This is a genomic window from Stenotrophomonas sp. (assembly GCF_059505245.1).
Genome location: NZ_JCACKF010000010.1, coordinates 1 through 20,534 on the forward strand (window position 1 = coordinate 1; position 20,534 = coordinate 20,534).

General features: G+C 67.1%; 27 protein-coding genes and 1 tRNA gene. 8 read left to right on the plus strand and 20 right to left on the minus strand.

From position 1 onward, the window contains the following. Positions 1-111: 111 nt before the first annotated feature. The 3 genes from AC5JLE_RS03085 to AC5JLE_RS03095 form a co-directional block, all read right to left on the minus strand. A complete protein-coding gene (locus tag AC5JLE_RS03085) occupies positions 112-1,116 on the minus strand; it encodes a restriction endonuclease (RefSeq protein ID WP_496065009.1) in 1,005 nt (334 codons plus the stop codon). Between the two features lie 236 nt (positions 1,117-1,352). After that, complete coding sequence (locus AC5JLE_RS03090; RefSeq protein WP_032961659.1) at positions 1,353-1,844, minus strand: phasin family protein; 492 nt, start codon at positions 1,842-1,844, stop codon at positions 1,353-1,355. 80 nt (positions 1,845-1,924) lie between these two features. Next, positions 1,925-2,200, minus strand: coding sequence for a polyhydroxyalkanoic acid system family protein (locus AC5JLE_RS03095; RefSeq protein ID WP_005417302.1), 276 nt, complete (start codon positions 2,198-2,200; stop codon positions 1,925-1,927). Positions 2,201-2,325: 125 nt separating this feature from the next. Here AC5JLE_RS03095 and AC5JLE_RS03100 point away from each other — a divergent pair, with 125 nt between their 5' ends. From AC5JLE_RS03100 to aroA, 4 genes are all read left to right on the plus strand, one after another. Further along, positions 2,326-3,132, plus strand: a complete 807-nt coding sequence (locus AC5JLE_RS03100; protein WP_049407843.1) for an FHA domain-containing protein — start codon at positions 2,326-2,328, stop codon at positions 3,130-3,132. Between the two features lie 407 nt (positions 3,133-3,539). Further along, positions 3,540-4,625 (plus strand): 3-phosphoserine/phosphohydroxythreonine transaminase, encoded by a 1,086-nt coding sequence (gene serC, locus AC5JLE_RS03105; protein WP_014647617.1) that lies wholly within the window; start codon positions 3,540-3,542, stop codon positions 4,623-4,625. A 51-nt stretch (positions 4,626-4,676) separates the two neighbouring features. Next, entirely contained in the window at positions 4,677-5,876 is a 1,200-nt protein-coding gene (gene pheA, locus AC5JLE_RS03110; RefSeq protein ID WP_014647616.1) for a prephenate dehydratase, read from the plus strand. A gap of 76 nt (positions 5,877-5,952) precedes the next feature. Beyond that, positions 5,953-7,260: a 3-phosphoshikimate 1-carboxyvinyltransferase gene (aroA, locus tag AC5JLE_RS03115; RefSeq protein WP_032961653.1), complete on the plus strand. Its 1,308-nt coding sequence runs from the start codon at positions 5,953-5,955 to the stop codon at positions 7,258-7,260. Between the two features lie 136 nt (positions 7,261-7,396). Here the strand turns inward: aroA and AC5JLE_RS03120 are convergent, their stop codons facing one another. Both AC5JLE_RS03120 and AC5JLE_RS03125 read right to left on the minus strand, forming a co-directional pair. After that, a complete protein-coding gene (locus AC5JLE_RS03120) occupies positions 7,397-7,969 on the minus strand; it encodes an energy transducer TonB (RefSeq protein ID WP_496065010.1) in 573 nt (190 codons plus the stop codon). 119 nt (positions 7,970-8,088) lie between these two features. Continuing rightward, positions 8,089-8,727 carry an energy transducer TonB gene (locus AC5JLE_RS03125; RefSeq protein ID WP_049404494.1) on the minus strand — a complete coding sequence of 213 codons (639 nt, stop codon included), beginning with the start codon at positions 8,725-8,727 and terminating at the stop codon, positions 8,089-8,091. 113 nt (positions 8,728-8,840) lie between these two features. Here AC5JLE_RS03125 and serS point away from each other — a divergent pair, with 113 nt between their 5' ends. Beyond that, positions 8,841-10,121 (plus strand): serine--tRNA ligase, encoded by a 1,281-nt coding sequence (gene serS / locus AC5JLE_RS03130; RefSeq protein ID WP_496065011.1) that lies wholly within the window; start codon positions 8,841-8,843, stop codon positions 10,119-10,121. 66 nt (positions 10,122-10,187) lie between these two features. Here the strand turns inward: serS and AC5JLE_RS03135 are convergent, their stop codons facing one another. Together AC5JLE_RS03135 and AC5JLE_RS03140 are read right to left on the minus strand one after the other, a co-directional pair. Then, positions 10,188-10,550, minus strand: a complete 363-nt coding sequence (locus AC5JLE_RS03135) for an SH3 domain-containing protein (RefSeq protein WP_164166413.1) — start codon at positions 10,548-10,550, stop codon at positions 10,188-10,190. A 136-nt stretch (positions 10,551-10,686) separates the two neighbouring features. Then, the gene (locus tag AC5JLE_RS03140; RefSeq protein ID WP_075076625.1) at positions 10,687-11,274 is read right to left on the minus strand and encodes an FMN-dependent NADH-azoreductase; all 588 of its coding nucleotides are present in this window, start codon (positions 11,272-11,274) and stop codon (positions 10,687-10,689) included. A gap of 127 nt (positions 11,275-11,401) precedes the next feature. Between AC5JLE_RS03140 and AC5JLE_RS03145 the strand changes: the two genes are divergently transcribed. Continuing rightward, positions 11,402-12,394 carry a LysR family transcriptional regulator gene (locus AC5JLE_RS03145; protein WP_005410175.1) on the plus strand — a complete coding sequence of 331 codons (993 nt, stop codon included), beginning with the start codon at positions 11,402-11,404 and terminating at the stop codon, positions 12,392-12,394. A gap of 55 nt (positions 12,395-12,449) precedes the next feature. Here AC5JLE_RS03145 and AC5JLE_RS03150 read toward each other — a convergent pair whose 3' ends face one another. After that, positions 12,450-13,523 carry a DUF4241 domain-containing protein gene (locus AC5JLE_RS03150; protein ID WP_496065012.1) on the minus strand — a complete coding sequence of 358 codons (1,074 nt, stop codon included), beginning with the start codon at positions 13,521-13,523 and terminating at the stop codon, positions 12,450-12,452. A 124-nt stretch (positions 13,524-13,647) separates the two neighbouring features. Between AC5JLE_RS03150 and AC5JLE_RS03155 the strand changes: the two genes are divergently transcribed. Further along, positions 13,648-13,737: transfer RNA gene (locus AC5JLE_RS03155), tRNA-Ser, on the plus strand. A 42-nt stretch (positions 13,738-13,779) separates the two neighbouring features. Here the strand turns inward: AC5JLE_RS03155 and AC5JLE_RS03160 are convergent. After that, positions 13,780-14,028: a helix-turn-helix transcriptional regulator gene (locus AC5JLE_RS03160; RefSeq protein WP_180859975.1), complete on the minus strand. Its 249-nt coding sequence runs from the start codon at positions 14,026-14,028 to the stop codon at positions 13,780-13,782. Between the two features lie 55 nt (positions 14,029-14,083). Beyond that, positions 14,084-15,154 carry a DNA-methyltransferase gene (locus tag AC5JLE_RS03165; RefSeq protein WP_496065013.1) on the minus strand — a complete coding sequence of 357 codons (1,071 nt, stop codon included), beginning with the start codon at positions 15,152-15,154 and terminating at the stop codon, positions 14,084-14,086. A gap of 159 nt (positions 15,155-15,313) precedes the next feature. Between AC5JLE_RS03165 and AC5JLE_RS03170 the strand changes: the two genes are divergently transcribed. Continuing rightward, on the plus strand, positions 15,314-15,901 hold the full coding sequence (locus AC5JLE_RS03170; RefSeq protein WP_496065014.1) for a hypothetical protein: 588 nt from the start codon (positions 15,314-15,316) through the stop codon (positions 15,899-15,901). A gap of 34 nt (positions 15,902-15,935) precedes the next feature. Here AC5JLE_RS03170 and AC5JLE_RS03175 read toward each other — a convergent pair whose 3' ends face one another. The 10 genes from AC5JLE_RS03175 to AC5JLE_RS03220 form a co-directional block, all read right to left on the minus strand. Next, on the minus strand, positions 15,936-16,607 hold the full coding sequence (locus AC5JLE_RS03175; RefSeq protein WP_496065015.1) for a phiTE_015 family protein: 672 nt from the start codon (positions 16,605-16,607) through the stop codon (positions 15,936-15,938). Between the two features lie 235 nt (positions 16,608-16,842). Further along, the gene (locus AC5JLE_RS03180) at positions 16,843-17,556 is read right to left on the minus strand and encodes a hypothetical protein (protein WP_496065016.1); all 714 of its coding nucleotides are present in this window, start codon (positions 17,554-17,556) and stop codon (positions 16,843-16,845) included. After that, positions 17,553-17,945, minus strand: coding sequence for a hypothetical protein (locus tag AC5JLE_RS03185; protein WP_496065017.1), 393 nt, complete (start codon positions 17,943-17,945; stop codon positions 17,553-17,555). The genes AC5JLE_RS03180 and AC5JLE_RS03185 overlap by 4 nt, the downstream gene beginning before the upstream one ends. Positions 17,946-17,952: 7 nt before the next feature. Then, complete coding sequence (locus AC5JLE_RS03190) at positions 17,953-18,441, minus strand: hypothetical protein (RefSeq protein ID WP_496065018.1); 489 nt, start codon at positions 18,439-18,441, stop codon at positions 17,953-17,955. Further along, positions 18,438-18,677, minus strand: coding sequence for a DEAD/DEAH box helicase family protein (locus AC5JLE_RS03195; protein ID WP_496065019.1), 240 nt, complete (start codon positions 18,675-18,677; stop codon positions 18,438-18,440). Before AC5JLE_RS03195 ends, AC5JLE_RS03190 begins: the two co-directional genes overlap by 4 nt. Next, positions 18,674-19,000, minus strand: coding sequence for a hypothetical protein (locus AC5JLE_RS03200; RefSeq protein WP_053463460.1), 327 nt, complete (start codon positions 18,998-19,000; stop codon positions 18,674-18,676). The genes AC5JLE_RS03195 and AC5JLE_RS03200 overlap by 4 nt, the downstream gene beginning before the upstream one ends. Continuing rightward, complete coding sequence (locus AC5JLE_RS03205) at positions 18,997-19,269, minus strand: hypothetical protein (protein ID WP_496065020.1); 273 nt, start codon at positions 19,267-19,269, stop codon at positions 18,997-18,999. The genes AC5JLE_RS03200 and AC5JLE_RS03205 overlap by 4 nt, the downstream gene beginning before the upstream one ends. A gap of 15 nt (positions 19,270-19,284) precedes the next feature. Beyond that, entirely contained in the window at positions 19,285-19,605 is a 321-nt protein-coding gene (locus AC5JLE_RS03210; protein ID WP_496065021.1) for a hypothetical protein, read from the minus strand. 148 nt (positions 19,606-19,753) lie between these two features. Next, positions 19,754-20,074 carry a hypothetical protein gene (locus AC5JLE_RS03215; RefSeq protein ID WP_496065022.1) on the minus strand — a complete coding sequence of 107 codons (321 nt, stop codon included), beginning with the start codon at positions 20,072-20,074 and terminating at the stop codon, positions 19,754-19,756. After that, a complete protein-coding gene (locus AC5JLE_RS03220; protein ID WP_049400533.1) occupies positions 20,071-20,295 on the minus strand; it encodes a hypothetical protein in 225 nt (74 codons plus the stop codon). Before AC5JLE_RS03220 ends, AC5JLE_RS03215 begins: the two co-directional genes overlap by 4 nt. Positions 20,296-20,534: the final 239 nt, after the last annotated feature.

The window sequence follows — 20,534 nt, forward strand, 5'->3', positions numbered from 1 at the left end:
CCGTAAGCGGGACGCCGAGGTGGCCCTCGGCTGCCCCTGACAAGACAGTTGCTACCAAGGGGTCGCGCATCGGGGTTCAGTAAATCCACGCCACGCGTGGATGCAGCCCCATCAGTACGTGGCGCACTGCCGCCAGCGCACCGGCTCATCCACGCCGGGGCGGGCGTTGAGCTGGATGCGCACGTTGCGCAGGGCGGGGTAGTGCAGCACTTCCTCGCAGACCTGCGGCCAGACCTTTTCCAGCTCGCCGGTGCGGTTGATCGCCAGCGTCTGCCGGGTCAGCCAGACCCCGCTGGCGATGCCGGGCTTGCCGGCCAGGGCACGGGCCAGATCGGCCTGGAAGCGCTCCAGCGTGGCGGCATCGGGGTCGGGATTGCTGCGCGCGTCGGTCGCGGGGGCGACGGCAGGCGTGGGAGCGGGGGCGGCCGCAGGGACTGCTTCGATCGGGGCGGGTGCGGCTGAAGGCGCGGCCGAAGGCGTCGCCACCACCGGTGCCGCAGCAACCGGCGCGGCCTCGTCCACATGCAGGCCCTGCAGACCCAGGCCGACAAGCAGCCCCAGCGTGGCCGCACCCAGTGCGGCAATGGCAATGCGGCGCAGCGCTTCGTGCCGGGCGCTGGCGCGCACGCGCGCTTCGATGTCGCCGGGCAGGTAAGGCTGCAGCAACGGCCACAGGCGCGGGCCGTCGAGCACTTCAACCGCCTGCTTCTCGGCGGCGCTGCGGCCGTCGCGCTCGATGCGGCCTTCAGTCAGCAGCACGCCGCCCTTGGCCCCGGCCAGACGCGCGGCCGCACCCAGTTCGTTCACTGCGGCGGTGCCGATGCGGTAGGCCAGGCCGTGCTTGCACGACACCAGCCATTGATTGGGGCCATCGCTGAGCAGGAAGTCGCTGCTCGGCTCGCGGGCATCTTCGGCCGGATCGACCAGCTCGCGCAGGCCACGCTGCTCGCGCAGCATGCGCTTGACGAGTACCGAAAATTCGCGCCAGTGCATGCCTGCCAGGGCCTGCAGGCCGAGTTGCATCTCCTTCTGCCGCCGCTTGATCCACCACAGATAGACAACGGCCAGGGAACAGGTAAGCAGGGCCGACAGCAGGGCCAGGATCCAGGGGAGCATGCAGGAGTAGGGCGGAAGGGGCGAAAGCGGAGAGCGACAGTGTAAAGGTCGCGGTGCCCGGCTGGGTCAGGATGTTCCTGACAGGAAGCGTGATGGAGCGCGCAGATCGGTATACGGCGGACACGAAAAACCCGCCAATCCTGAAGCCGTGAGGGGAGGGAACAAACGGCAGCCGAAGCGATTGGCGGGTTGCTCGCGATTGTCAATCAAAATTTATTGCATTGCAACAATTGCGCTCAGGGAATGCTGTCCGGCGATTGATGGCTGCCCGGGGCGGGGGCATCTGCACCCGAAGCTGCCCGGTTTTCCAGCCTGGCCAGGCGCGCGTGCAGGGCATCGATGCGGGCTTCCAGCGCGGTCACCTCGTCGGCAGTGGGTACATGCAGGCGCTTGAGCACGCCCTGTACCTGGTCATCAAAGGCCTTCTCGACCTTGTTCCAGGTGCCGGAGGCCTTCTCGCGGGCCTCGTCCAGTGAGGTTTCGACGTTGTCACGCCAGCCCGGGCCCTGTTCGCCGCTGCGTTCACGGCGGCGGGCTTCCCAGGCTTCGCCTTCCTTCACCAGGCCGTCGAAGAAGCGGCTGCCCTCGGCCTGCGCGCGCCCCAGCGCACCCAGCCCGGCCAGCCAGACCTGTTGCGCCGAATCGCTGAGCTTGCGCGAGAAGCGCTCGGCCTGGTCACCGAAAGAGGCGTCGTCGTTGCGGCGGTCGTCGTTCTCGTAGTGGTTCATCGCACTTCCCGTGGGAGTTGGGCCTGCCCCGAGAGTAGCGCGCGGTGGCGTTGCACGGCCGTGATGGCCGCCGCCAGGATTCAGCCCAGCTTTTCCTTCAGCACGCGCTGGATCTCGCCTTCGACCATGCCCTTCATCGCCGACAGCAGGAAACCGAGCTTGGCGGTCACGCGCACGGCGCCCGGCTGCAGTTCGATCGCACCGTCCACACCGCTGCCGGAGAAGTTCAGGACGTCGGCGGTCCAGGACGACTTCAGGCCGAAGCGCTCGGACAGCTTGGCAGCGACCTGTTCGATCGCGGCGCGCGCCTGTGCGTCGGGCAGGGCGTGGGCGTGGCGGACATCGATGGTGGACATGCAGGCTCCTGGCGCAGGGCGGGGATGATCAAAGAGGGCGAGCATTGTGCGCATCAAGGGCCGCCGCGCCAAGCACTCATCGTGGGTTCTTCTTCGTTGGCGACCAACCTGCTAGGCTGCGCCGCGTGCAGAACCTGCTAGTTCACTTCAGTCAGCAACAACAGCCCGACCAGCCCCTGCGGCCCGGGGTGCAGCGCATCGTGCGCCAGGCCAACGGCAGCGTGCGGCTCGGTGATGCCGGCCACGGCGCCCTGCTGCTGGCCCAGTTCTGCATGGACGATCGCGGCCTCTGGCTGCAGGTCGGCAATGGCATCCGCGGCATCCACGTCAATGGTCGACCGGTGCGCCGGATGGCCCTGCTGCGCGCGGGCGATGCGGTATACGTGGATGGCGTGGAGATGGTGCTGCAGGGCGAAGTCGAGAGCCTGCTGCAGGCGCCTGCGCCGAAGAACGAGGATGGCAGCGACGAGCAGCAACGACTGCTGCGCGGTGTCGGTGGCCTGCACCATGGCCGCAGTTTCACCCTGTCGCGGGCCCGCCTGATCGGCCGCGGCAACGAGGCCGACATCGCCATTGATGACCCGGCCTTCGCCGAACAGCATGCCCGCGTGGAAGTGCACGGCGAGCGCGTGCTGCTGCGCGACCTCGGCAGCGCCGACGGTACCCGGGTCAACGGCGTGGCCGTGCGCCACTGCTGGCTGCAGGCCGGCGACCAGGTCGTGTTCGATGGCCAGCACCGGTTCGTGCTGGAAGTGCCGCACGATCCGCGCCGGCGGCCGCTGCCCGCCGAGGACGACGCCAGCCACGAGGCCGAGCAGGCGCCGGTGCTGCCGGCCGCGCCGCGCAGGGTCCGGCGCTGGCCGTGGCTGCTGGTGAGTGCGCTGCTGCTGGCCGCACTGCTCAGCCTGCTGCTCTGGTTCGGCGCGCGCTGATCTGAATCCGCTGGGTCCGCGCGGTGGTGGGTGCCGACCTTGGTCGGCACGCTCCGTCGGCGGGCTTGACGCCTGGCAGCACACGGCTTTGGTAGGTGCCGACCTTGGTCGGCACGCTTTTTCGGCGGGCATGACGCCTGACGGCGTACGCCGACCAAGGTCGGCGACTACCGGGGCTTTGCTGCTGATCTGAATCCGCTGGGTCCGCGCCCTGGTGGGTGCCGACCTTGGTCGGCACGCTTTTTCGGCGGGCATGACGCCTGACGGCGTACGCCGACCGAGGTCGGCGACTACCGGCGCCACGCCGGCGGCGAATGGATTCCAATGAAACCAAATTTCCCTTGCCGCACTAGGCCGCAAGGCTGGTGCACTGCGGCATACTAGGGGTCTTGCCCCACAGGTGTGACATGACGCGCGCGTTCAACTTCAGTGCCGGCCCTGCGACCTTGCCGGAATCGGTCCTGCGCCAGGCGCAGGCGGAAATGCTGGACTGGCACGGTAGTGGTGCCTCGATCGTGGAAATGAGCCATCGCGGCGCGGAATTCATGTCCGTGGCCGCCGAGGCCGAGGCCGACCTGCGCCGCCTGCTCGATATCCCCGACGACTACGCGGTGCTGTTCCTGTCCGGTGGTGCCACCACCCAGCAGGCGCTGATCCCGCTCAACTTCGCCAGCCCCGGCCAGCGCGCCGACTACGTGGTCAGTGGCCATTGGGGAAAGACTGCGGTCAAGCAGGCCGGCGTCTACGTCGACGTCAACATTGCCGCCAGCAGCGAGCCCGACGGCTATCGCACGCTGCCGCCCCGCGCCGACTGGCAGCTCTCGCCCGACGCCGCCTATGTGCACATCACCGCCAACGAGACCATCCACGGCGTCGAGTTCCGTGATGTGCCGGATACCGGCGATGTGCCGCTGGTGGCGGACTTCAGCTCGTCCATCGCCAGCGAGCCGCTGGATGTACGCCGCTACGGTGTGATCTATGCCGGCGCGCAGAAGAACCTGGGCCCGGTCGGCATCGCAGTGATGATCGTCCGCCGCGATCTGCTCGAGCGTACTGGCCAGCCGCGCGCGGACATCTTCGATTACCGCTCGCATGTCGCCCGCGATTCGATGCTCAACACCCCGCCGACCTGGAACTGGTACCTGGCCGGCCTGGTGTTCAAGTGGATGCTGGCCGAAGGCGGCGTGGCCGAATTCGCCAGGCGCAATGCCGCCAAGGCGGCACTGGTGTACGGCGCCATTGATGGCTCCGGCGGCTTCTACCGGAACGAGGTCGCGCATGCGGCACGCTCGCGGATGAACATCCCGTTCTTCCTGCCCGATGCCGGGCTTGATGCCCGCTTCGTCGCCGAAGCCAAGGCTGCCGGCCTGCTGGCGCTGAAGGGACACAAGGTGGTCGGGGGCATCCGTGCCTCGCTGTACAACGCCATGCCGCTGGCCGGGGCCGAGGCGCTGGTCGCCTTCATGGCCGATTTCCAGCAGCGTCACGGCTGAGCAATGAACGGCGCGCACCGTCGGGTGCGGGTCCCGCAACAAGGAATTCCGATGGCAAGCAGCAAATCCAGCAAGAAGGCGCCGAAGAAGGCCGAACCGGCCAAGGACAGCGCGCCCAGCAAGGCGAAGGGCAAGGCCAAGGCCGCCTCGAACCCGGCACCCACCCTGGCACCGCTGGCGCTGGCCGATGTGCGCTCGAAGATCGACCAGATCGACCGTGACATCCAGAGCCTGATCGCCGAGCGCGCGCGCTTCGCCCACCAGGTCGGCAAGGCCAAGGGCAAGCTGGCCGCCGCTGTCGACTACTACCGCCCCGAGCGCGAAGCGCAGGTGCTACGCATGGTGGTGGACCGCAATGAAGGCCCGCTCAGCGACGAGCTGCTGGTGCATGTCTATCGCGAGATCATGTCGGCCTGCCTGGCCCAGCAGGAGCCGCTGAAGATCGGCTACCTCGGCCCGGAAGGCACCTTCAGCCAGCAGGCCGTGCTCAAGCACTTCGGCCGCTCCGCGCTGGGCCTGCCGATGGCCAGCATCGAGGAAGTGTTCCAGGAAGTGGAAGCGGGCAACGCCGATTTCGGCGTGGTGCCGGTGGAGAATTCGGGACAGGGCACCATCCAGATCACCCTGGACATGTTCCTGACCTCCAACCTGAAGATCTGTGGCGAAGTGGAACTGCGCGTGCAGCAGTTCCTGATGTCGCGCAGCGGCCGCATCGAGGACATCGAGCGCATCTACGCGCATCCGCAGTCGTTCATGCAGACCTCGGCGTGGCTGCGCGCCAACCTGCCGAAGGCCGAGAAGATTCCGGTCTCGAGCAATGCCGAGGGTGCGCGTCGCGCGCGCAACGCCGACGACGCAGCGGCCATCGGCGGCGAGAGTGCCGGCCACGTATACGGCCTGAAGAAGGTGGTCACCAAGCCGATCCAGAATGATGCCGACAACACCACCCGCTTCCTGGTGGTGGGCCGCAACATCTTCCCGACCTCCGGCCACGACCGCACCTCGGTGCTGGTGTTCATCCATGACAAGCCCGGTGCGCTGTTCGATGTGCTCAGCCCGTTCGCCCGCCACGGCATCAGCATGAACCGCATCGAGTCGCGGCCGTCGCACCACGGCAAGTGGGAATACGGCTTCTTCATCGACCTGGCCGGCCACATCGACGACGCGCCGATGCAGGCGGCGCTGGCCGAACTGGAAGCGCACTCGGCGCAGATCAAGGTGCTGGGCTCCTACCCGGTGGCCGTGCCCTGAGTGCTGCTGTGGCGGCCCTGGCCGCCGCTCCCTGATGCATCGCCGGCGCTGCCGGCGTTTACGGAACGATCGAACGATGAGCAACGCGCAACACTGGATCGCCCGCAAGGGCCAGCCGCTGCAGGGCAGCCTGACCATTCCCGGCGACAAGTCGGTCTCGCACCGCTCGGTGATGTTCGCCGCGCTGGCCGATGGCACTTCGCATATCGAAGGCTTCCTGGAAGGCGAGGACACCCGCGCCACCGCGCGCATCTTCAGCCAGCTGGGTGTGCGCATCGAAACCCCCAGCCCGTCGCAGCGCATCGTGCATGGTGTGGGTATCGACGGCCTGAAAGCACCGGAGGCACCACTGGACTGCGGCAATGCCGGCACCGGCATGCGCCTGCTGGCCGGCCTGCTGGCGGGCCAGGCGTTCGACTGCACGCTGATCGGCGATGAGTCGCTGTCCGGCCGCCCGATGCGCCGTGTCACCGGCCCGCTGTCGCAGATGGGCGCAAGGATCGATACCCAGGACGACGGCACGCCGCCGCTGCACGTGCATGGCGGCCAGACGCTGCATGGCATCGACTTCGCCTCGCCGGTGGCCAGCGCACAGATCAAGTCGGCCGTGCTGCTGGCCGGCCTGTACGCGCAGGGCGAAACCCGCGTGGTGGAACCCCACCCGACCCGCGACTACACCGAACGCATGCTGTCCGCGTTCGGCGTGGACATCGAGTTCTCGCCGGGCAAGGCGCGCCTGCGGGGCGGCCAGCGCCTGCGCGCCACGGACATCGTGGTGCCGGCCGATTTTTCCTCGGCGGCGTTCTACCTGGTCGCCGCCAGCATCATTCCCGGTTCCGAACTGCGCCTGAAGCAGGTCGGCCTGAATCCGCGTCGCACCGGCCTGCTGCACGCGCTGCGCCTGATGGGGGCGGATATCACCGAGGAGAATCCGGCCGAGCAGGGCGGTGAGCCGGTGGCCGATCTGGTGGTGCGCTACGCCCCGCTGAAGGGCGCACGCATTCCGGAGGCACTGGTGCCGGACATGATCGACGAGTTCCCGGCGCTGTTCGTGGCCGCCGCCGCCGCCGAAGGCCAGACCGTGGTGAGCGGTGCTGCCGAACTGCGGGTGAAGGAATCCGATCGTCTTGCGGCGATGGCCACTGGCCTGCGCGCGCTGGGCATGCAGGTGGACGAGACCGAGGATGGCGCCACCCTGCATGGCGGGGCTCGGCTGGGGAGTGGCACCATCGAAAGCCACGGCGACCATCGCATCGCCATGGCATTCGCCATTGCCGGCCAGATCAGCGACGGCGAAGTGCGCATCAACGACATCGCCAACGTCGCCACGTCCTTCCCGGACTTCGATGGCCTGGCGCGCAGTGCCGGCTTCAACCTGGCCTGAGCGGCATCGCGAGCGCCGGGCCATGCCCGGCGGATCGCATTGCCCGGTAGGTGCCAACTTGGGTTGGCACGCCTCTCCAGATAAAAGGACGGAGGCCGAAGCCTCCGTCTAAACATCACGAACCCCTCGTCCGCGATCAACGCTGTTCGGTACGGAAATCCACCGGGACCCGCACCACACTGGCCACTGCACGGCCTTCATGCATCGCCGGCTGGAACTTCCAGTTCTGCACGGCGCTCAGCACCGCGCGATCCAGGTCACGGCTGCGTTCGCCGCTGCGCGAAACAATCGCGGCATTGGTCACCTGGCCGCGGCTATCGACATTCAGGCTGGCGATCACGCTGCCCTGTACGCCATTACGCAGCGCGGCGGCGGGGTAGGTCGGCTTGATGTTGCCTGCCAGCGGGCGCGCCTCGCGATTGCGTACCGCAGGGGCGGCTTTGCGCTGGTTGCCGACCGGTGCGGCCTGGCGGGCCGCCGGCTCCTGCGCGTCGGCCACCGGCGCCTGCTCGGGGACGGGCAGCATGCGCTCGCCGACCGGTGCCGGCGCCACGTCTTCCTGATTCGAGTGACGCAGCCAGAGCAGCGCGGCGGCAAACATCGCCACGATCAGCGCGATCCACATCCAGGGCGACGTGGGCTTGTGCTGTTCGCTGGCGTCTTGCTGCAGCTGCGGCGAATGAAGGTCTTCGTGGGTGGTGGCGGTCATCGCAAACTCCTTCCGTCAATGGACGACGGGGAGAGTGTTGCGCGGGCCAGTGGCGGGAAGTGTCAGCGTTGCGTCAACGTCACCGGCAGGGTTCAGGTTGCCTGCCGGGAAACGTTCAGTTACTGGGTCTTGAAGTCGAACGGCACTTCAATGCTGCCCGGTACGGCCTGGCCGTTGCTCTGCGCCGGGGTGAAGCGCCAGCGGCGCACGGCGTCGGTGGCGGCACGGTCGAGCTCGCGTGAGCCGCTGCGCTGGATGACCGTGGCATTGTTCGGGTAGCCGGTGGCATCCACGTCCACGCGCACCACCACGCTGCCGGTCTCGCCCGCGCGCAGGGCCGCGGCCGGGTAGGCCGGCGGCGGCGACTGGCCGGCAATCGGCATCGGCTGGCTGTTGCCGGTGGCGGCTGGCGCAGGGCTCGGCGTGGCCGGGGCCGGTTCAGCGGTGGGCGCCGGCGGCGGCGGGGCGGTTTCGACCAGCTTCGGGGCGTCGTCCTCTACCGGGGCCGGCTTGGCATCGGGCATGTCGCTGGAGCCTGCGGCGGCGGCCAGCGGTTCCGGCAGCGGTTCCACCTGCGCGGTCTCCTGCGGGGTCTGCGCGGCCGGATCGGCACGGAAGAACTCCTTGTCGCGGCCGGTCAACCAGACCAGCACGAACAACAGCACGCCCACGCCGAAGGCGATGCCGGCGATCTTCAGGGCGTTGCGCGGGATATGCACAGTGAACGACTTGGCGGACGACGAGCGGGGTGCAGACATGGACCGGACCAGTACGGAATAGCCCGATTCTGCCACGCCAGGAATGAACCGGGCGGCAGAAAACCGTATAACAAGCGATAATCCCATCCCTGATACCCACCACGACACCTGCCATGCTTGATCCAGCCCTGCTCCGCCACCAGCCCGCCGACCTCGCCGAACGCCTGCGCACCAGCCGCGGCTTCGAGCTCGACGTGTCTGCCCTGGAGACCCTGGAGGCGGATCGCAAGCGCATCCAGGTGCGGACCCAGGAGCTGCAGAGCCTGCGCAACAGCCGTTCCAAGGCCATCGGCCAGGCCAAGGCCAAGGGCGAGGACGTCTCGGCCATCATGGCCGAGGTCGCTGCCTTCGCCGACGAGCTGAAGGCCTCGGAAGTGGCGCTGGACGAACTGCGCGAGAAGATCGAAGCGATCTCGATGGGCATTCCGAACCTGCCGGCCGACGACGTGCCGGCCGGTGCCGACGAGAACGACAACGTCGAGCAGGCGCGCTGGGGTACCCCGCGCCAGTTCGATTTCAAGGTGCTCGACCACGTCGAACTGGGCGCCCGCAACGGCTGGCTGGACGGCGAGACCGCGGCCAAGCTGTCCGGTTCGCGCTTCACCGTGCTGCGTGGCCCGATCGCGCGCCTGCACCGCGCCCTGGCCCAGTTCATGGTCGACCTGCACACCGGCGAGCACGGCTACGAGGAGACCAACGTGCCGCTGCTGGTCAACGCCGACTCGCTGCGCGGCACCAGCCAGCTGCCGAAGTTCGAGGACGACCTGTTCAAGACCGCCGTGGGCGACTCCACGCGTTACCTGATCCCGACCTCGGAAGTGCCGCTGACCAACATCGTGCGCGATGAGATCGTCGACGCCGAGCGCCTGCCGCTGCGCATGACCGCCCACTCGATGTGCTTCCGTGCCGAGGCCGGCAGCGGTGGCCGCGACGTGCGCGGCATGATCCGCCAGCATCAGTTCGAGAAGGTCGAGCTGGTCTCGATCAGCCGCCCGGAAGACAGCGACGCCGAACACCAGCGCATGACCCGCTGCGCCGAAGTGGTGCTGGAAAAGCTGGGCCTGCCGTACCGCAAGGTGCTGCTGTGCACCGGCGACATGGGCTTCTCGGCGGTGAAGACCTACGACCTGGAAGTCTGGCTGCCGTCGCAGGAAACCTACCGCGAGATTTCCTCGTGCTCGAACTGTGGTGACTTCCAGGCCCGCCGCATGCAGGCGCGCTGGCGCAACCCGGCCACCGGCAAGCCGGAGCTGGCGCACACGCTGAACGGCTCGGGCGTGGCCGTTGGCCGCGCGATGATCGCGGTGATGGAGAACTACCAGAACGCCGACGGCAGCATCACCGTGCCGGAGGCCCTGCGCCCGTACATGGGTGGCCTGGAAACCATTGGCTGATAGCCGGCGCTGCGCGCCGCCGCCCGAGCATGGGCTCGGGCGCTACAGATCTGTGTAGAGCCGAGCCTATGCTCGGCTCTCCTTTATGGCCCGCAGCTTCTCCAGCGGCACCCATCCCGGTTCGCCGTTCTCCGGCACGCACCATGCCCAGCCATTGAGCGTGTGCATCCCGCGCAGCGTCTGCCCGGGGTCCACATCCAGTTCGCGCGCGCAGTAATCCTGCGTGGCAAACGCGCCACCCTGCGCATCGCGGCCGATCACCGGCGCCGGCACGAATCCGGGCTGCTGCCCCTCGGCCTCGCAGAGGAACCAGTCGTCCCAGCCCTCCGGGCCTTCATAACGTTCGCCCACCACCAGCGCCTGGCCGCGGCGCAGGATGATCGGGTGCGGAAATTCGCTGCGGTGCGCAGCCGTCACGATGTAGTTCATGCCCCCAGCCTAGCGCGCCGCAAAAGAAAACGGCCCCGCACAGCGGGGCCGCCAGGGTGGGCCGGGAGGGGGAGGGGATCCCGGCCCGCGTTCAGCGCCCAGACGAGGAGAGAGGGGCGCCGAACGTTGGAGCGCGTTACGCCGCGACGGCTTCGGCCGCTTCGTGCGACGGCAGCGCCGCCAGCGCACCGGCGATGGCGTCTTCACGGTGCTGCGGCGAGTAGGCGATGCCCTCGGCGCGCACGAACTCGACTTCGTTGATGCCCATGAAGGCGAACACCTGACGCAGGAACGGCTCCTGGAAGTCGGCCGGCGAGTCGGTATAGATGCCGCCACGGCTGCTGGCGATGATCACCCGCTTGCCACCGGCCAGGCCCACCGGGCCGTTCTCGGTGTACTTGAAGGTGCGGCCGGCCACGGCCACGCGGTCGATCCAGGCCTTCAACGTGGATGGGATGCTGAAGTTGTACATCGGCGCGCCGATCACCACGATGTCGGCCTCCAGGAACTGCTGCATCACCTGTTCAGCATCGGTCGCTTCAGCGGCGTCGGTCTTGGCCAGCGAGCTGCTGCGCAGGTGCGGTACCGGATTGGCGTCAAGATCGCGATAATCGACCTGCAGGCCGTTGATCTGGCTGGCGAGGCGGGCGACCACGGCGGCCGACAGCTGGCGCGAGACGGAGTTGTCGCCAAGCACGCTGGCGTCGAGATGCAGAAGCTTCATGGCAGTCACCTATGTTCTGGGAGGAAGGGGCGGGGTGGCCCCGCCGACGGAGAGAACGATAGGTTGTTGCAAAGGCGGAATAAAGGTGATTGAATGCCACGTATTGTTCTAGATATGGAACTCGGGCATGCATGACCTGAATGACTTGTACTACTTCGCGATGGTGGTCGACCACGGCGGATTCGCCGCCGCCGAGCGCGCTTTGGGCATCCCCAAGTCGCGACTGAGCCGCCGCATCAGCCAGCTGGAAACCGACCTGGGCGTGCGCCTGCTGCAGCGCTCCACGCGCCGTTTCGCGGTCACCGACGTCGGCACCAGCGTGCACCGGCATGCGCAGACGATGCTGGCCGAAGCGCAGGCCGCACGCGAAGTAGTGGACCGCCTCAGCGCGGAACCGCGCGGCGTGGTGCGCGCCAGCGTGCCGGTGTCACTGGCGCAGATGCAGCTGCCCAAGCTGCTGCCCAAGTTCCTTGAGCAGTATCCCAAGGTGCGGCTGCAGCTGAACATCAGCAACCGCCGCGTGGACATCATCAACGAAGGCTACGACGTGGCCCTGCGGGTGCGTTCGCGCCTGGACGACGACGGCAGCCTGGTGATGCGCAGCTTCGGCCAGGTGCAGGAACTGCTGGTGGCCAGCCCGAAGTACCTCGACCGCGCCGGCCGCCCCAAGGACCCGGAAGAGCTGACCCAGCACGTCACCCTCAGCATCAGCGAAGACGAAGCCCGCCAGCGCTGGGAACTGCATGGCCCGGAAGGCGAAGTGCGCCGGGTCGACCTGCAGCCGCGCGTGGCCGGCTTCGACTTCCCGCTGCTGCAGAGCATGGTGAAGGACGGTTTCGGCATCACCATGCTGCCGGAAACCGTGTGCGCCGACGCTGTGCGTAATGGCGAGCTGGAAGTGGTGCTGCCGGACTGGTCGCTGCCGCAGGGCGTGTGCCACGCCGTGTTCGCCTCGCGCCGCGGCCTGCTGCCGGCGGTGCGCGTGTTCATCGACTTCCTGGCCGAGCACCTGCCGCCGCAGCTGGAGGCCTCGCGCCTGGATTGCGGTGGCGCCTGTGAAAAGGCCAAGGAGCGGATCAAGGCCAGTGCACTGGGTGCGCTGGCGGTGGATGCCGGCTGAGAAGGCGCGAAGGTAGCGCCGGGCCATGCCCGGCGTTGCTGTATTCCGGCGCCGATCAGTTCCGGCCGAACAGCCGGTCCCAGAAACTACGGCGTCGCGGTGCGGCCGCTGGCGGTCCGGCTGCAACGACGGGCGCTTCCAGCACCGCCATCAGCTCCGCGCTGCGTGGCTTCTTCAGGAATCGCGCATAGTCCAGATAGCTGGTCACCTTGCTCATGTGCAGGCGTTCGGGCATTGCCGGCAATGCGCCGCCCTGCAACAGCACCCGCAATGCCTGCGGACGGTCCAGGCGGATCGCCTCGTACAGGGCGGTGCCGCCACAGCCCGGTTCGATCAGGTTGGCGCGCTGCGGCGCATCCTCCAACAGGGTTTGCAATGCCTCCGCGTCGTCTCGTTCTACTGCAGCCACCAGCCGCGCCAGCGCCTCGGCTTCCGCAGCTGGCAGGTTGTCGCGATAGGCCTGGTCGGCAATCTCGCGCTCGTCGCGCCCGTCGCCGCCCTGGATGCACAGGAAATCGGTGACCAGGGCGACCGGAATGCCGGACGTATCCAGCGCCCAGTAGCTGGGATAGACACCGTCGCCCCAGCCGCTGGTGAACACCACCAGGCCGTGCGGCGAGTCCTCGCCCCAGGGGCGATATTCGGCGCCTTCATCCAGGCCATCGTGGTCGATCAGTGCATCCGACCATTCACCGTCTTCGTCGCCATCGGCCCGTTCGATCAGGGCCAGCAGCGCCTGCTGGGTGTCGGTGTCCATGAAGCAACCGATGCCAGCGTCGACCGGGTAGCCGATGAAGCTGTCCTCATCCAGTCCGGTCAGGTCCTGCGTGGTCCAGCGCGCCATCTGCCAGTGCAGGGCGGTCGCGGTGAGAGCTTCGCGTGGCTTGAACCAGACCACGGCCAACGCCGGGCGGCCGCTGTGCACGATGATCTCGACCGGATGCCGGCCCAGCGGGGCGGTGTAGTCGGCCAGCGCAGGCGCCTCGGCCTGCACCAGCGGATCGCAGACCACCACGTGCCCGCTGCTGACCGGCAGGTGCCCGGCGAAGGTGCGGTGCAGGGCCACAGCGGCCAGCTGGGTGTCGTCCAGCAGGCAGGTGCGCAGGTTGGCCAGATCGAGATGGGCCATGGCGGCTCCGAGTGCGGTGAAGGCCCCCACCGTGCCGGATGCGGAGGGCAGGGGCAAGGTGGTCTTGGGCAAATGCCCTTCACGTGCGAGAATACGGCGCTGCCCGGGCGACCGGGACCCGATTGGAGAGATGGCCGAGCGGTTTAAGGCACCGGTCTTGAAAACCGGCGAAGGGTTAAACCTTCCGTGGGTTCGAATCCCACTCTCTCCGCCAAGGTAATTCCTAAGCCCCTGTTTCCAGGGGCTTTTTTCGTTTCTAGGCCGCCCGTCCCATGCTTTGACCCACATTCTGTGGATGCGTGATCGAAGCGATGAAACGGTCGATGTCCTCTTTCAACCATACCGCACGTGCGCCGATCTTGTACGACTTCGGGAACGTGCCTTCCTTCACGCGGCGATAGATCGACGAGTGGCCCAAGCTGGTGCGCACTGCGACGACTTCGATTGGTTGCAGGTCGGCATGCAGTTCCGCGACAGTGATCTCGCGCGTCTTGTTCGTAGCCATGGTGTCCTCCTTCAGTTCGTGGCCAGCGCAGCGCGCAGCTGCTCGGTGGCGGTGTTCATGCGATTGCTCCCAATGGCAGCCCGGGCTGTGCAACGCGGATGCGTGCCTCGGCGATCGCGGCGTAGACGGGATCCTGCTCGATGCCGACGAACTGGAAACCTTCGAGTACTGCGGCTTTGCCCGTGCTGCCGCTGCCCATGAACGGATCCAGCACCAGGCCGCCGGCGGGAGTGACGAGGCGGCACAGGTAGCGCATGAGATCGGTCGGCTTGACGGTGGGGTGGTTGTTCGCTCGCGGAGCGACCTGGTAACCCTCATCGCGGCGGGTCATGTGCTGCCCGCTGGTGTTGGACACCATGCCGGCGGCCGACTTCTTGAATCCCTCCAGGCCAGCATCGCGGTCTTCCTTGCTGGCCTTGGCGCAGTAGAAGAAGCGTGTCGCGCCGCCGCTGTCAGCCCGAGCGATTGCGTCGCGAGCGGCGCCCATGTCGCCATAGATGCCGAGCGACACGCGATCACGGGAGTGGCCTCGGAGGTCACCCTGCTGGCCCGGTGCAGCTGGGAACGTCGCAAGCACGTCCTCGCTGCCGTCGTGGATCAGGTTGGCCGGCCAGCGGCCGCCCTCGCTGAACTTGGCTCCGACACCGCAGTCTTCCGTGTTGAGTGCGCCGGTTCCATGCTCACGCCAGTTCGCCTCCACGGTTCCTTCGAGCGGCTTGCGGGCGACGGTGATCGGCTCGAGAGCGGGCTTCAGGGCGGTGCCGCCCCAGGGGCCGTTGTGCGACTTCGGAAAGCCGCTGCCGTAGACCCACGCGATCATGTCGCGGATGTCGAAGCCGGCATCCTCGATGCGCACGGCCATTCGGTGCTGTGTGCGGGTGCAGGCGAAGGCAAGCAGGTGGCCGCCTGGCTTCAACACGCGCAGGCACTCAGCCCACACCTCGGTGCTGGGCACGTCGTAATCCCAGCGCTTGCCCATGAATGACAGGCCGTAGGGCGGATCGGTCACGATGGCGTCGACCGAGTTGTCGGCCATCCCGCGCATTACTTCCAGGCAGTCTCCGGTGTGGATCATGCGGCCACCCTCCGCCAGCACCAGCGCAGCCCATTCCGCGCTGCGCGACATGCGCGGCTGATCGCCCACAGGGTGGCGATGCCGGCCAGGAAGAAGGCCGGGGCGAACAAGTGGACCATTGCAGCGGTGAGCAGCTGGTCAGCCATGGGCGGGCACCTCCGGCCGCATTGGCATGGCAGAATGCCCGCTAGTCCACAGGGGGATCAGGGAATGAGCATGCTGGACGGCGTCAGTCAGTGCTGGTGGCTTGGCGAAACATGTGCGGTGAACTGGAATGCTTGGGCGGCAATAGGAACCGTTGCGGCAGTTTTCACGGCGATTTTTGCGCCATCCGTGCAGCGACTGCTGATCAGACGAAAAGCGAACGCACTTTTTGCGCTCGCGTATCGAGGGGACGTGCTTACTGTCCTGGTTAAGTTGGTTTCCATCCGAGATCGATTTCCGCTTCACGAGGAGCAAGGGGCCGCGTGGGCCGCACAAGAGCTTCTCCAGCGGGATGAGTCTGCTCGTATGGAACTCTTGGCGAAGGCCAGGTCTCTCGACGTTCTTACGACGAGAGAGCTTGATATGAGTAAGTGGCCAGCTGTGGACCTCGATCTCGCGGCAACTCTGGCACGTGCGATGGAATCGGTTCGACACTTTCAAACTGGCGCGGAGGTCTTCGCGGTTCCAGAAGGCGACCGCAACTGGGAACTGATGTTCGGCAGCATAGATGAGGCGCTTCGCGAAGCTCTCGCTTTGGTTGATCGAGCAGAGCTGTCCTTGATGAAAGCCCTTGTTGCGATGCCAAAGACCTAGCACAGCTGATCGCATCTCGCGGTAGTTGTAGACGTTAGCCATTGCTCACCGCCTGGCTGTCGATCAGGGCCAGCAGCCAGTCGCCGCGCCGAATCAAGTCACGCGCTGCCCGGCGTTCTTCGGCATCCTCCTGTTCGTTGTCGGCGATGATGCTGATGCTGCGAACCCAGCATTCAACCGGCTCACGGAACTGCACCAGGTCCACGGCCTGCGCGGGCTGCTCCGTCAGGAAGATCAGGCGCTGGCCTTCGTCCGGGTGATAGTTCAGCTCGGCGATTTCGCGTGCGCCGTAGAGCTTCGGCATCATGCCGGGATACTGCGTGGCCCAGCCCGACCAGCCTTCCCCCACCGGCTCCCCCACCGGCTGGCGGGCGGCGAGGGCTGATCGGACGCATTGCAGCAGGCCAATGCCCACGCCAATGTCATCCTCATAACCGAGCGCCTTGGCGGTTGCGATGCGTTCGACTACATCGGCCAGCAAGCGAGCATCCCCCTGACCACCCGGGGAGGGCTGGGCGGAGAGGGCGGCTTGCCATGCGCACCACAGGGCATGCGTGAGGTTGCTTGCATACGCCCCATCTGCCGCGCGTGCCAAAGAGGAAACGTGGTTCTTCACCCACGCCTCAAACCGCGCCCTCTCGGCCAGATTCCCCAGCCTCACCCTCCCACCGGGCTGCACGTCCGCCAGGGTCTTGTCAGTGCTCATGCCTGCATGTCCTTGCTGTTGGCGGGAAGCCGCGCAAGGCGCAGCGACTCCCAAGTGAGGGGATGGGGGCCACGCTTCACCCGCGTGTCTGCAGTGGTCATCGACACGCCTAGTTCGTCGGCGATCTGTCGCATCGTGTAGCGTTTGTTCTCGATCACGCGGGCGTAAAGTGCGGCCTTTGCTCTGCCAGCCCTGACGCGGTATCGGTGGTGCCGATCGCTTAGCGTGGGGTCCATTAAGTTGCGTCCGATCGGGAGGGGGCAGCGGTCGGCGTGTTCATTGCGGCGATTGCCAGTGGCCGCACGTACCAGGCAGCGAGGCCGTCTTCCGTCTCGCCAAGCCAGGCCAGGCGCCAATCGTCTCCTGGTGCCTCCGGGTTCCAGTCGTGCAGTTCCTGTGTGGCGCTGTAAACGCCCGATCCGATGCACTCTTCGGAAAACGCGCCCTCGACCACGACCAGGTCGAAGCCTTGGGCGAGGAACAACGGCCGCAGCGACACCTCGCGACCGTCAGCCCACAACGGCACATCCGGATGGCACGGGATCTCGCCTTCGGCGTTGCGCGCCGGGAGGCGACTGGGGTGGTACTTGCCGCGCCACGGGTCGGCCGGATCGACCACGGTGCGTGTCTGATTCCTGACCAGCTCCAGCAATTCGGTCGCCTGCGCCAGCCGGGCACGGGTGGTATCGCAGAGCGGCGTGTCGCCGTCCTGCAGGCTGCTACGCAGCGTCGAGACATACGCAGCTACGGGGGCTTCGAACACCCGCAGATCCTGCTGCCGGGGAAGGCGATGATGCAGGTCACGCAACGCGGTCTGCGCCTGGGCGACCGTGATGGCCTTCGCCTGGTTCGGCAGCCATACGGCCTCGACTGCAATCGCGGTGATCGTGTCGAATGCGTCGCGCAGAACGGGGCAGTTCGTGGGAAGAAGCGTGAGGGTCGTGGTCATCGGCGGGCCTGCTTGAATTGGGTGTCGGTGTTAACGAAGGCGCCAGCGAGCGGCGCTACCTGGCACGCCTGCTCGGCGCTAGCGGTGCGAAGGGGGAAGGGCGCGGCGTGGCGGTAGCGGCGATTGGGGTCCGATGCGAACTTGCCGCCTTCGATGCGAATCACCTGGTACTCAGGGAACGCCTCATCCGGCAGCACTTCGCGTGCCTCCTCCATCAGCGCGACAAAGCGCGCCTGCCACTCGACCGGCATCGACTGCAGGGTGCGTCGCGGCACTACGTGGTAGGCGGCGCGGCTGACGCCGAATGCATGCCATGCCGGGCCGTCGGAATAGGTACTGCCGGGCCTGCCGGGTTCGGTGACGGTCGCTGCGTGCGATTCACTGCTCATGGATGCCTCAGTCGATGTCATGAGTTGCCATGCGCTCTGCATAGCTACCGTGGTTAGCCGCATGACGGCTCATCAGCGGGCGAAGCGGGGTGTGCCCCAGCACTTCGATGTGCCCGCCTGCTGCGAGGAAGGCGTCCAGGTCGTCGGCCAACTGCTGCCGGTCGAGTTCCCTGTGTCGAATCGTGGTCGCCGCGTCACTGACGCCGGTGAGCGGACCCACCACACAGGTCGGTCGATCACGCACGGGTGCAGCACGCAACGGTGCGATTGCATGTTGCGTGTGGCTGGATAGGCGCCAGATCCCGCGCACGCCGGAACGGTGGCAGATGGCCTGGCCGCTGCGTGCCAACCCCTTCAGTGTGTAGCCGATGGCCTGGTGGGTGCTGTTGATGCAGCCAGCGGTCTTGATCTGTTCGACCGTTGCGCCTTGCGGGAACATGGACAGGACCTTGCGCACTTCGGCGGCCCGGCCGATCTGTTGCGGGCGGGCGCTCATGCGCGGGCCTCCGCGAGCAGTTCGCGCATTGCCCAGCCGTGGTGCAGGACACGCGATGAGTGGTGAGCAACGGCAGCCGGGTTGTTGGTCAGGACGAGCGTGTCCTCCAGGGGATACGCGGTGTGGCCGTCCCAGTCGTCCAGTACCTCACGCAGGCCAAAATGCGCGCGCAGTTCCTGTGCGTTGGTGGTCTTGCCGCAGCGTTGCGGCCCGTAGATGACGACAGAACGTTTCATGCGGCGATTCCTCGCGTGCGGCGCGTAGCGCGGTTGTTGGGGGAGATCGAACGAACGCGCACGCCTTGGCGGTCGAGCCAGCGGTGCGCGGCCTGTGCGGCAAGTCGGTTGAGAGAGAACGAGACGCCACCGAGGGTGAGCGAGTGGTGCGATACCCCCACGCTCCGGCTGGCGCTGGCGGCGACCTTCAGGAGCGACTCGCGCGGGGCGGCGGTGTAGAGGCCGGCCCATAGCCAGCCTTGGCACACCATCAGCACGAGCGACTCGCCCTGGTGGCCGGTGGCGAACTGCTGCTCGACGGGCAGCGCTGGCTGCGCGCTCATGCCGACAGCGCCAGGTCACGGGCCTTGGCGATCTCGGCCTCGGCGGCGGCGATTCCGATGGCGGTCAAGGTCGCCTTGCGCGGCAGCTGCGGGTCGTCGTACCTGATCAGCACGCGCTCATCCAGCCAGTTCATGACGCGACGCGTGAACAGCTTCTCGGGGCGGTTGCGGGGTGCAAACCCGTTGGCAGTGCGGTGGAGGGAGTGATCCGAAGCGGCATGCGCTGCGAGCAACGCGGCTTTTTCCTTCGGCTTGAGTGGAGCGGACATGAACTGTTCTCCTGGTCAGGCAGCGATAGGCGTGGAAGGGGAGTCGGCGGCGATCTCGGCCAGCACCTCGCCGCGATGGCGGGCGAGCAGGGAGATCGGGATGCGAAGGTGCGCGAGGTTTGCGTCAGTCCAGCGCAGCTCTGCCAAGGCGGCTTTTTCCATCGGTACCGGGCGGGTGGCGAGACCACACCGATGGCATTCGATGTGCAGAAGCGGCGGGCAAGGAGCGCCCAGGCGGTGGCCGGTCGGGGCGCCTTCGGTCACCACGATGTGAGGTCGATGGCCGGGCCGACACAGCGGCACGGAATCGGGGAGCGGGCGAGAGGTCTGGCGCATGGTCAGCCCCTCACCGAGGTGCTGAGCGCCCAGCGTGCCTTGGCCGCATCCCGGTCGCTGTGCGCCTGGTGAATCTCAGTGATGCGCAGCGGCACGACAACCGCGGCTACCAGCACGACGGCTGCCCAAGCGAGGCGGAGTCTCCGACTCATGCGGCACCGCCTTTGGCACGGGCGAGGGCAGCGGCGAATGCCAGCATCGATGCTTCGCACTCGCGGTGCGCGTTGATCTGAGCCTGCATGCCATTGGATTGACCAAGGGCACGGAACGCCACAGTGAGGCGGTCGCCCTGGTCGATCAGCTCAGAGAGCGCGGCGTGGGCAGCGCGCAGTGCGACGGCCTGCTTCTTCAGCATTGATTCGCCCATGCGAATCATGAAATCCGGCGTTGCTGCTGCGACGGCGCCAAACTCGGCGTTTACCCCTGCAATGCGTTCCAAGGTTGCCAGGACGGTTTCAGTAGCGCTCATGCCCGTACCTCCGCAGACATGTCGCGCGAGCAGGCTTCCAGGCGGAGGCTGGCGACGCCCATGCGCCGGGAGCGGCGCAGCTGGTTGCGGCTGTGTTCGCCCTTGCTGCGAACCCAAAGGGTCCGGGCGGTGCTGTGATCACGTGCTGCCACCGCCCGCAGGGCCTTCACGGCCAACAGCGGCAGCAGGCAGGGACTTGGATCGGCATAGCGATGGGACATGGCGCGCTCCTGTTCGAAGGAGGGCGCCGGCGGGTCAGGTGCCGAGGGGGCGGCTGCTGCCGGTCTGGGGAGGGGCCGGCAGGGTGGCGACCCGCCGGTCGCCCGCCGGTCATCGGCCGGCGGGGCAATTTATCCCACAGCTAAATCTGGATTGCAATAGCTGACAGCTAAATTTGTTGTACGGGGCTGGAAATGCCCTTGGCACGCCTGATAATTCCCAGGCATACAGGGGCCATGGA

What these genes read in the sequence shown, in the direction of transcription:
- AC5JLE_RS03085 (WP_496065009.1), bottom strand. Translation starts at nt 1,116, where the DNA reads ATGCTCCCCTGGATCCTGGCCCTGCTGTCGGCCCTGCTTACCTGTTCC.
- AC5JLE_RS03090 (WP_032961659.1), bottom strand. Translation starts at nt 1,844, where the DNA reads ATGAACCACTACGAGAACGACGACCGCCGCAACGACGACGCCTCTTTC.
- AC5JLE_RS03095 (WP_005417302.1), bottom strand. Translation starts at nt 2,200, where the DNA reads ATGTCCACCATCGATGTCCGCCACGCCCACGCCCTGCCCGACGCACAG.
- serC (WP_014647617.1), top strand. Translation starts at nt 3,540, where the DNA reads ATGACGCGCGCGTTCAACTTCAGTGCCGGCCCTGCGACCTTGCCGGAA.
- pheA (WP_014647616.1), top strand. Translation starts at nt 4,677, where the DNA reads ATGGCAAGCAGCAAATCCAGCAAGAAGGCGCCGAAGAAGGCCGAACCG.
- aroA (WP_032961653.1), top strand. Translation starts at nt 5,953, where the DNA reads ATGAGCAACGCGCAACACTGGATCGCCCGCAAGGGCCAGCCGCTGCAG.
- AC5JLE_RS03120 (WP_496065010.1), bottom strand. Translation starts at nt 7,969, where the DNA reads ATGACCGCCACCACCCACGAAGACCTTCATTCGCCGCAGCTGCAGCAA.
- AC5JLE_RS03125 (WP_049404494.1), bottom strand. Translation starts at nt 8,727, where the DNA reads ATGTCTGCACCCCGCTCGTCGTCCGCCAAGTCGTTCACTGTGCATATC.
- serS (WP_496065011.1), top strand. Translation starts at nt 8,841, where the DNA reads ATGCTTGATCCAGCCCTGCTCCGCCACCAGCCCGCCGACCTCGCCGAA.
- AC5JLE_RS03135 (WP_164166413.1), bottom strand. Translation starts at nt 10,550, where the DNA reads ATGAACTACATCGTGACGGCTGCGCACCGCAGCGAATTTCCGCACCCG.
- AC5JLE_RS03140 (WP_075076625.1), bottom strand. Translation starts at nt 11,274, where the DNA reads ATGAAGCTTCTGCATCTCGACGCCAGCGTGCTTGGCGACAACTCCGTC.
- AC5JLE_RS03145 (WP_005410175.1), top strand. Translation starts at nt 11,402, where the DNA reads ATGCATGACCTGAATGACTTGTACTACTTCGCGATGGTGGTCGACCAC.
- AC5JLE_RS03150 (WP_496065012.1), bottom strand. Translation starts at nt 13,523, where the DNA reads ATGGCCCATCTCGATCTGGCCAACCTGCGCACCTGCCTGCTGGACGAC.
- AC5JLE_RS03160 (WP_180859975.1), bottom strand. Translation starts at nt 14,028, where the DNA reads ATGGCTACGAACAAGACGCGCGAGATCACTGTCGCGGAACTGCATGCC.
- AC5JLE_RS03165 (WP_496065013.1), bottom strand. Translation starts at nt 15,154, where the DNA reads ATGTCGCGCAGCGCGGAATGGGCTGCGCTGGTGCTGGCGGAGGGTGGC.
- AC5JLE_RS03170 (WP_496065014.1), top strand. Translation starts at nt 15,314, where the DNA reads ATGAGCATGCTGGACGGCGTCAGTCAGTGCTGGTGGCTTGGCGAAACA.
- AC5JLE_RS03175 (WP_496065015.1), bottom strand. Translation starts at nt 16,607, where the DNA reads ATGAGCACTGACAAGACCCTGGCGGACGTGCAGCCCGGTGGGAGGGTG.
- AC5JLE_RS03180 (WP_496065016.1), bottom strand. Translation starts at nt 17,556, where the DNA reads ATGACCACGACCCTCACGCTTCTTCCCACGAACTGCCCCGTTCTGCGC.
- AC5JLE_RS03185 (WP_496065017.1), bottom strand. Translation starts at nt 17,945, where the DNA reads ATGAGCAGTGAATCGCACGCAGCGACCGTCACCGAACCCGGCAGGCCC.
- AC5JLE_RS03190 (WP_496065018.1), bottom strand. Translation starts at nt 18,441, where the DNA reads ATGAGCGCCCGCCCGCAACAGATCGGCCGGGCCGCCGAAGTGCGCAAG.
- AC5JLE_RS03195 (WP_496065019.1), bottom strand. Translation starts at nt 18,677, where the DNA reads ATGAAACGTTCTGTCGTCATCTACGGGCCGCAACGCTGCGGCAAGACC.
- AC5JLE_RS03200 (WP_053463460.1), bottom strand. Translation starts at nt 19,000, where the DNA reads ATGAGCGCGCAGCCAGCGCTGCCCGTCGAGCAGCAGTTCGCCACCGGC.
- AC5JLE_RS03205 (WP_496065020.1), bottom strand. Translation starts at nt 19,269, where the DNA reads ATGTCCGCTCCACTCAAGCCGAAGGAAAAAGCCGCGTTGCTCGCAGCG.
- AC5JLE_RS03210 (WP_496065021.1), bottom strand. Translation starts at nt 19,605, where the DNA reads ATGCGCCAGACCTCTCGCCCGCTCCCCGATTCCGTGCCGCTGTGTCGG.
- AC5JLE_RS03215 (WP_496065022.1), bottom strand. Translation starts at nt 20,074, where the DNA reads ATGAGCGCTACTGAAACCGTCCTGGCAACCTTGGAACGCATTGCAGGG.
- AC5JLE_RS03220 (WP_049400533.1), bottom strand. Translation starts at nt 20,295, where the DNA reads ATGTCCCATCGCTATGCCGATCCAAGTCCCTGCCTGCTGCCGCTGTTG.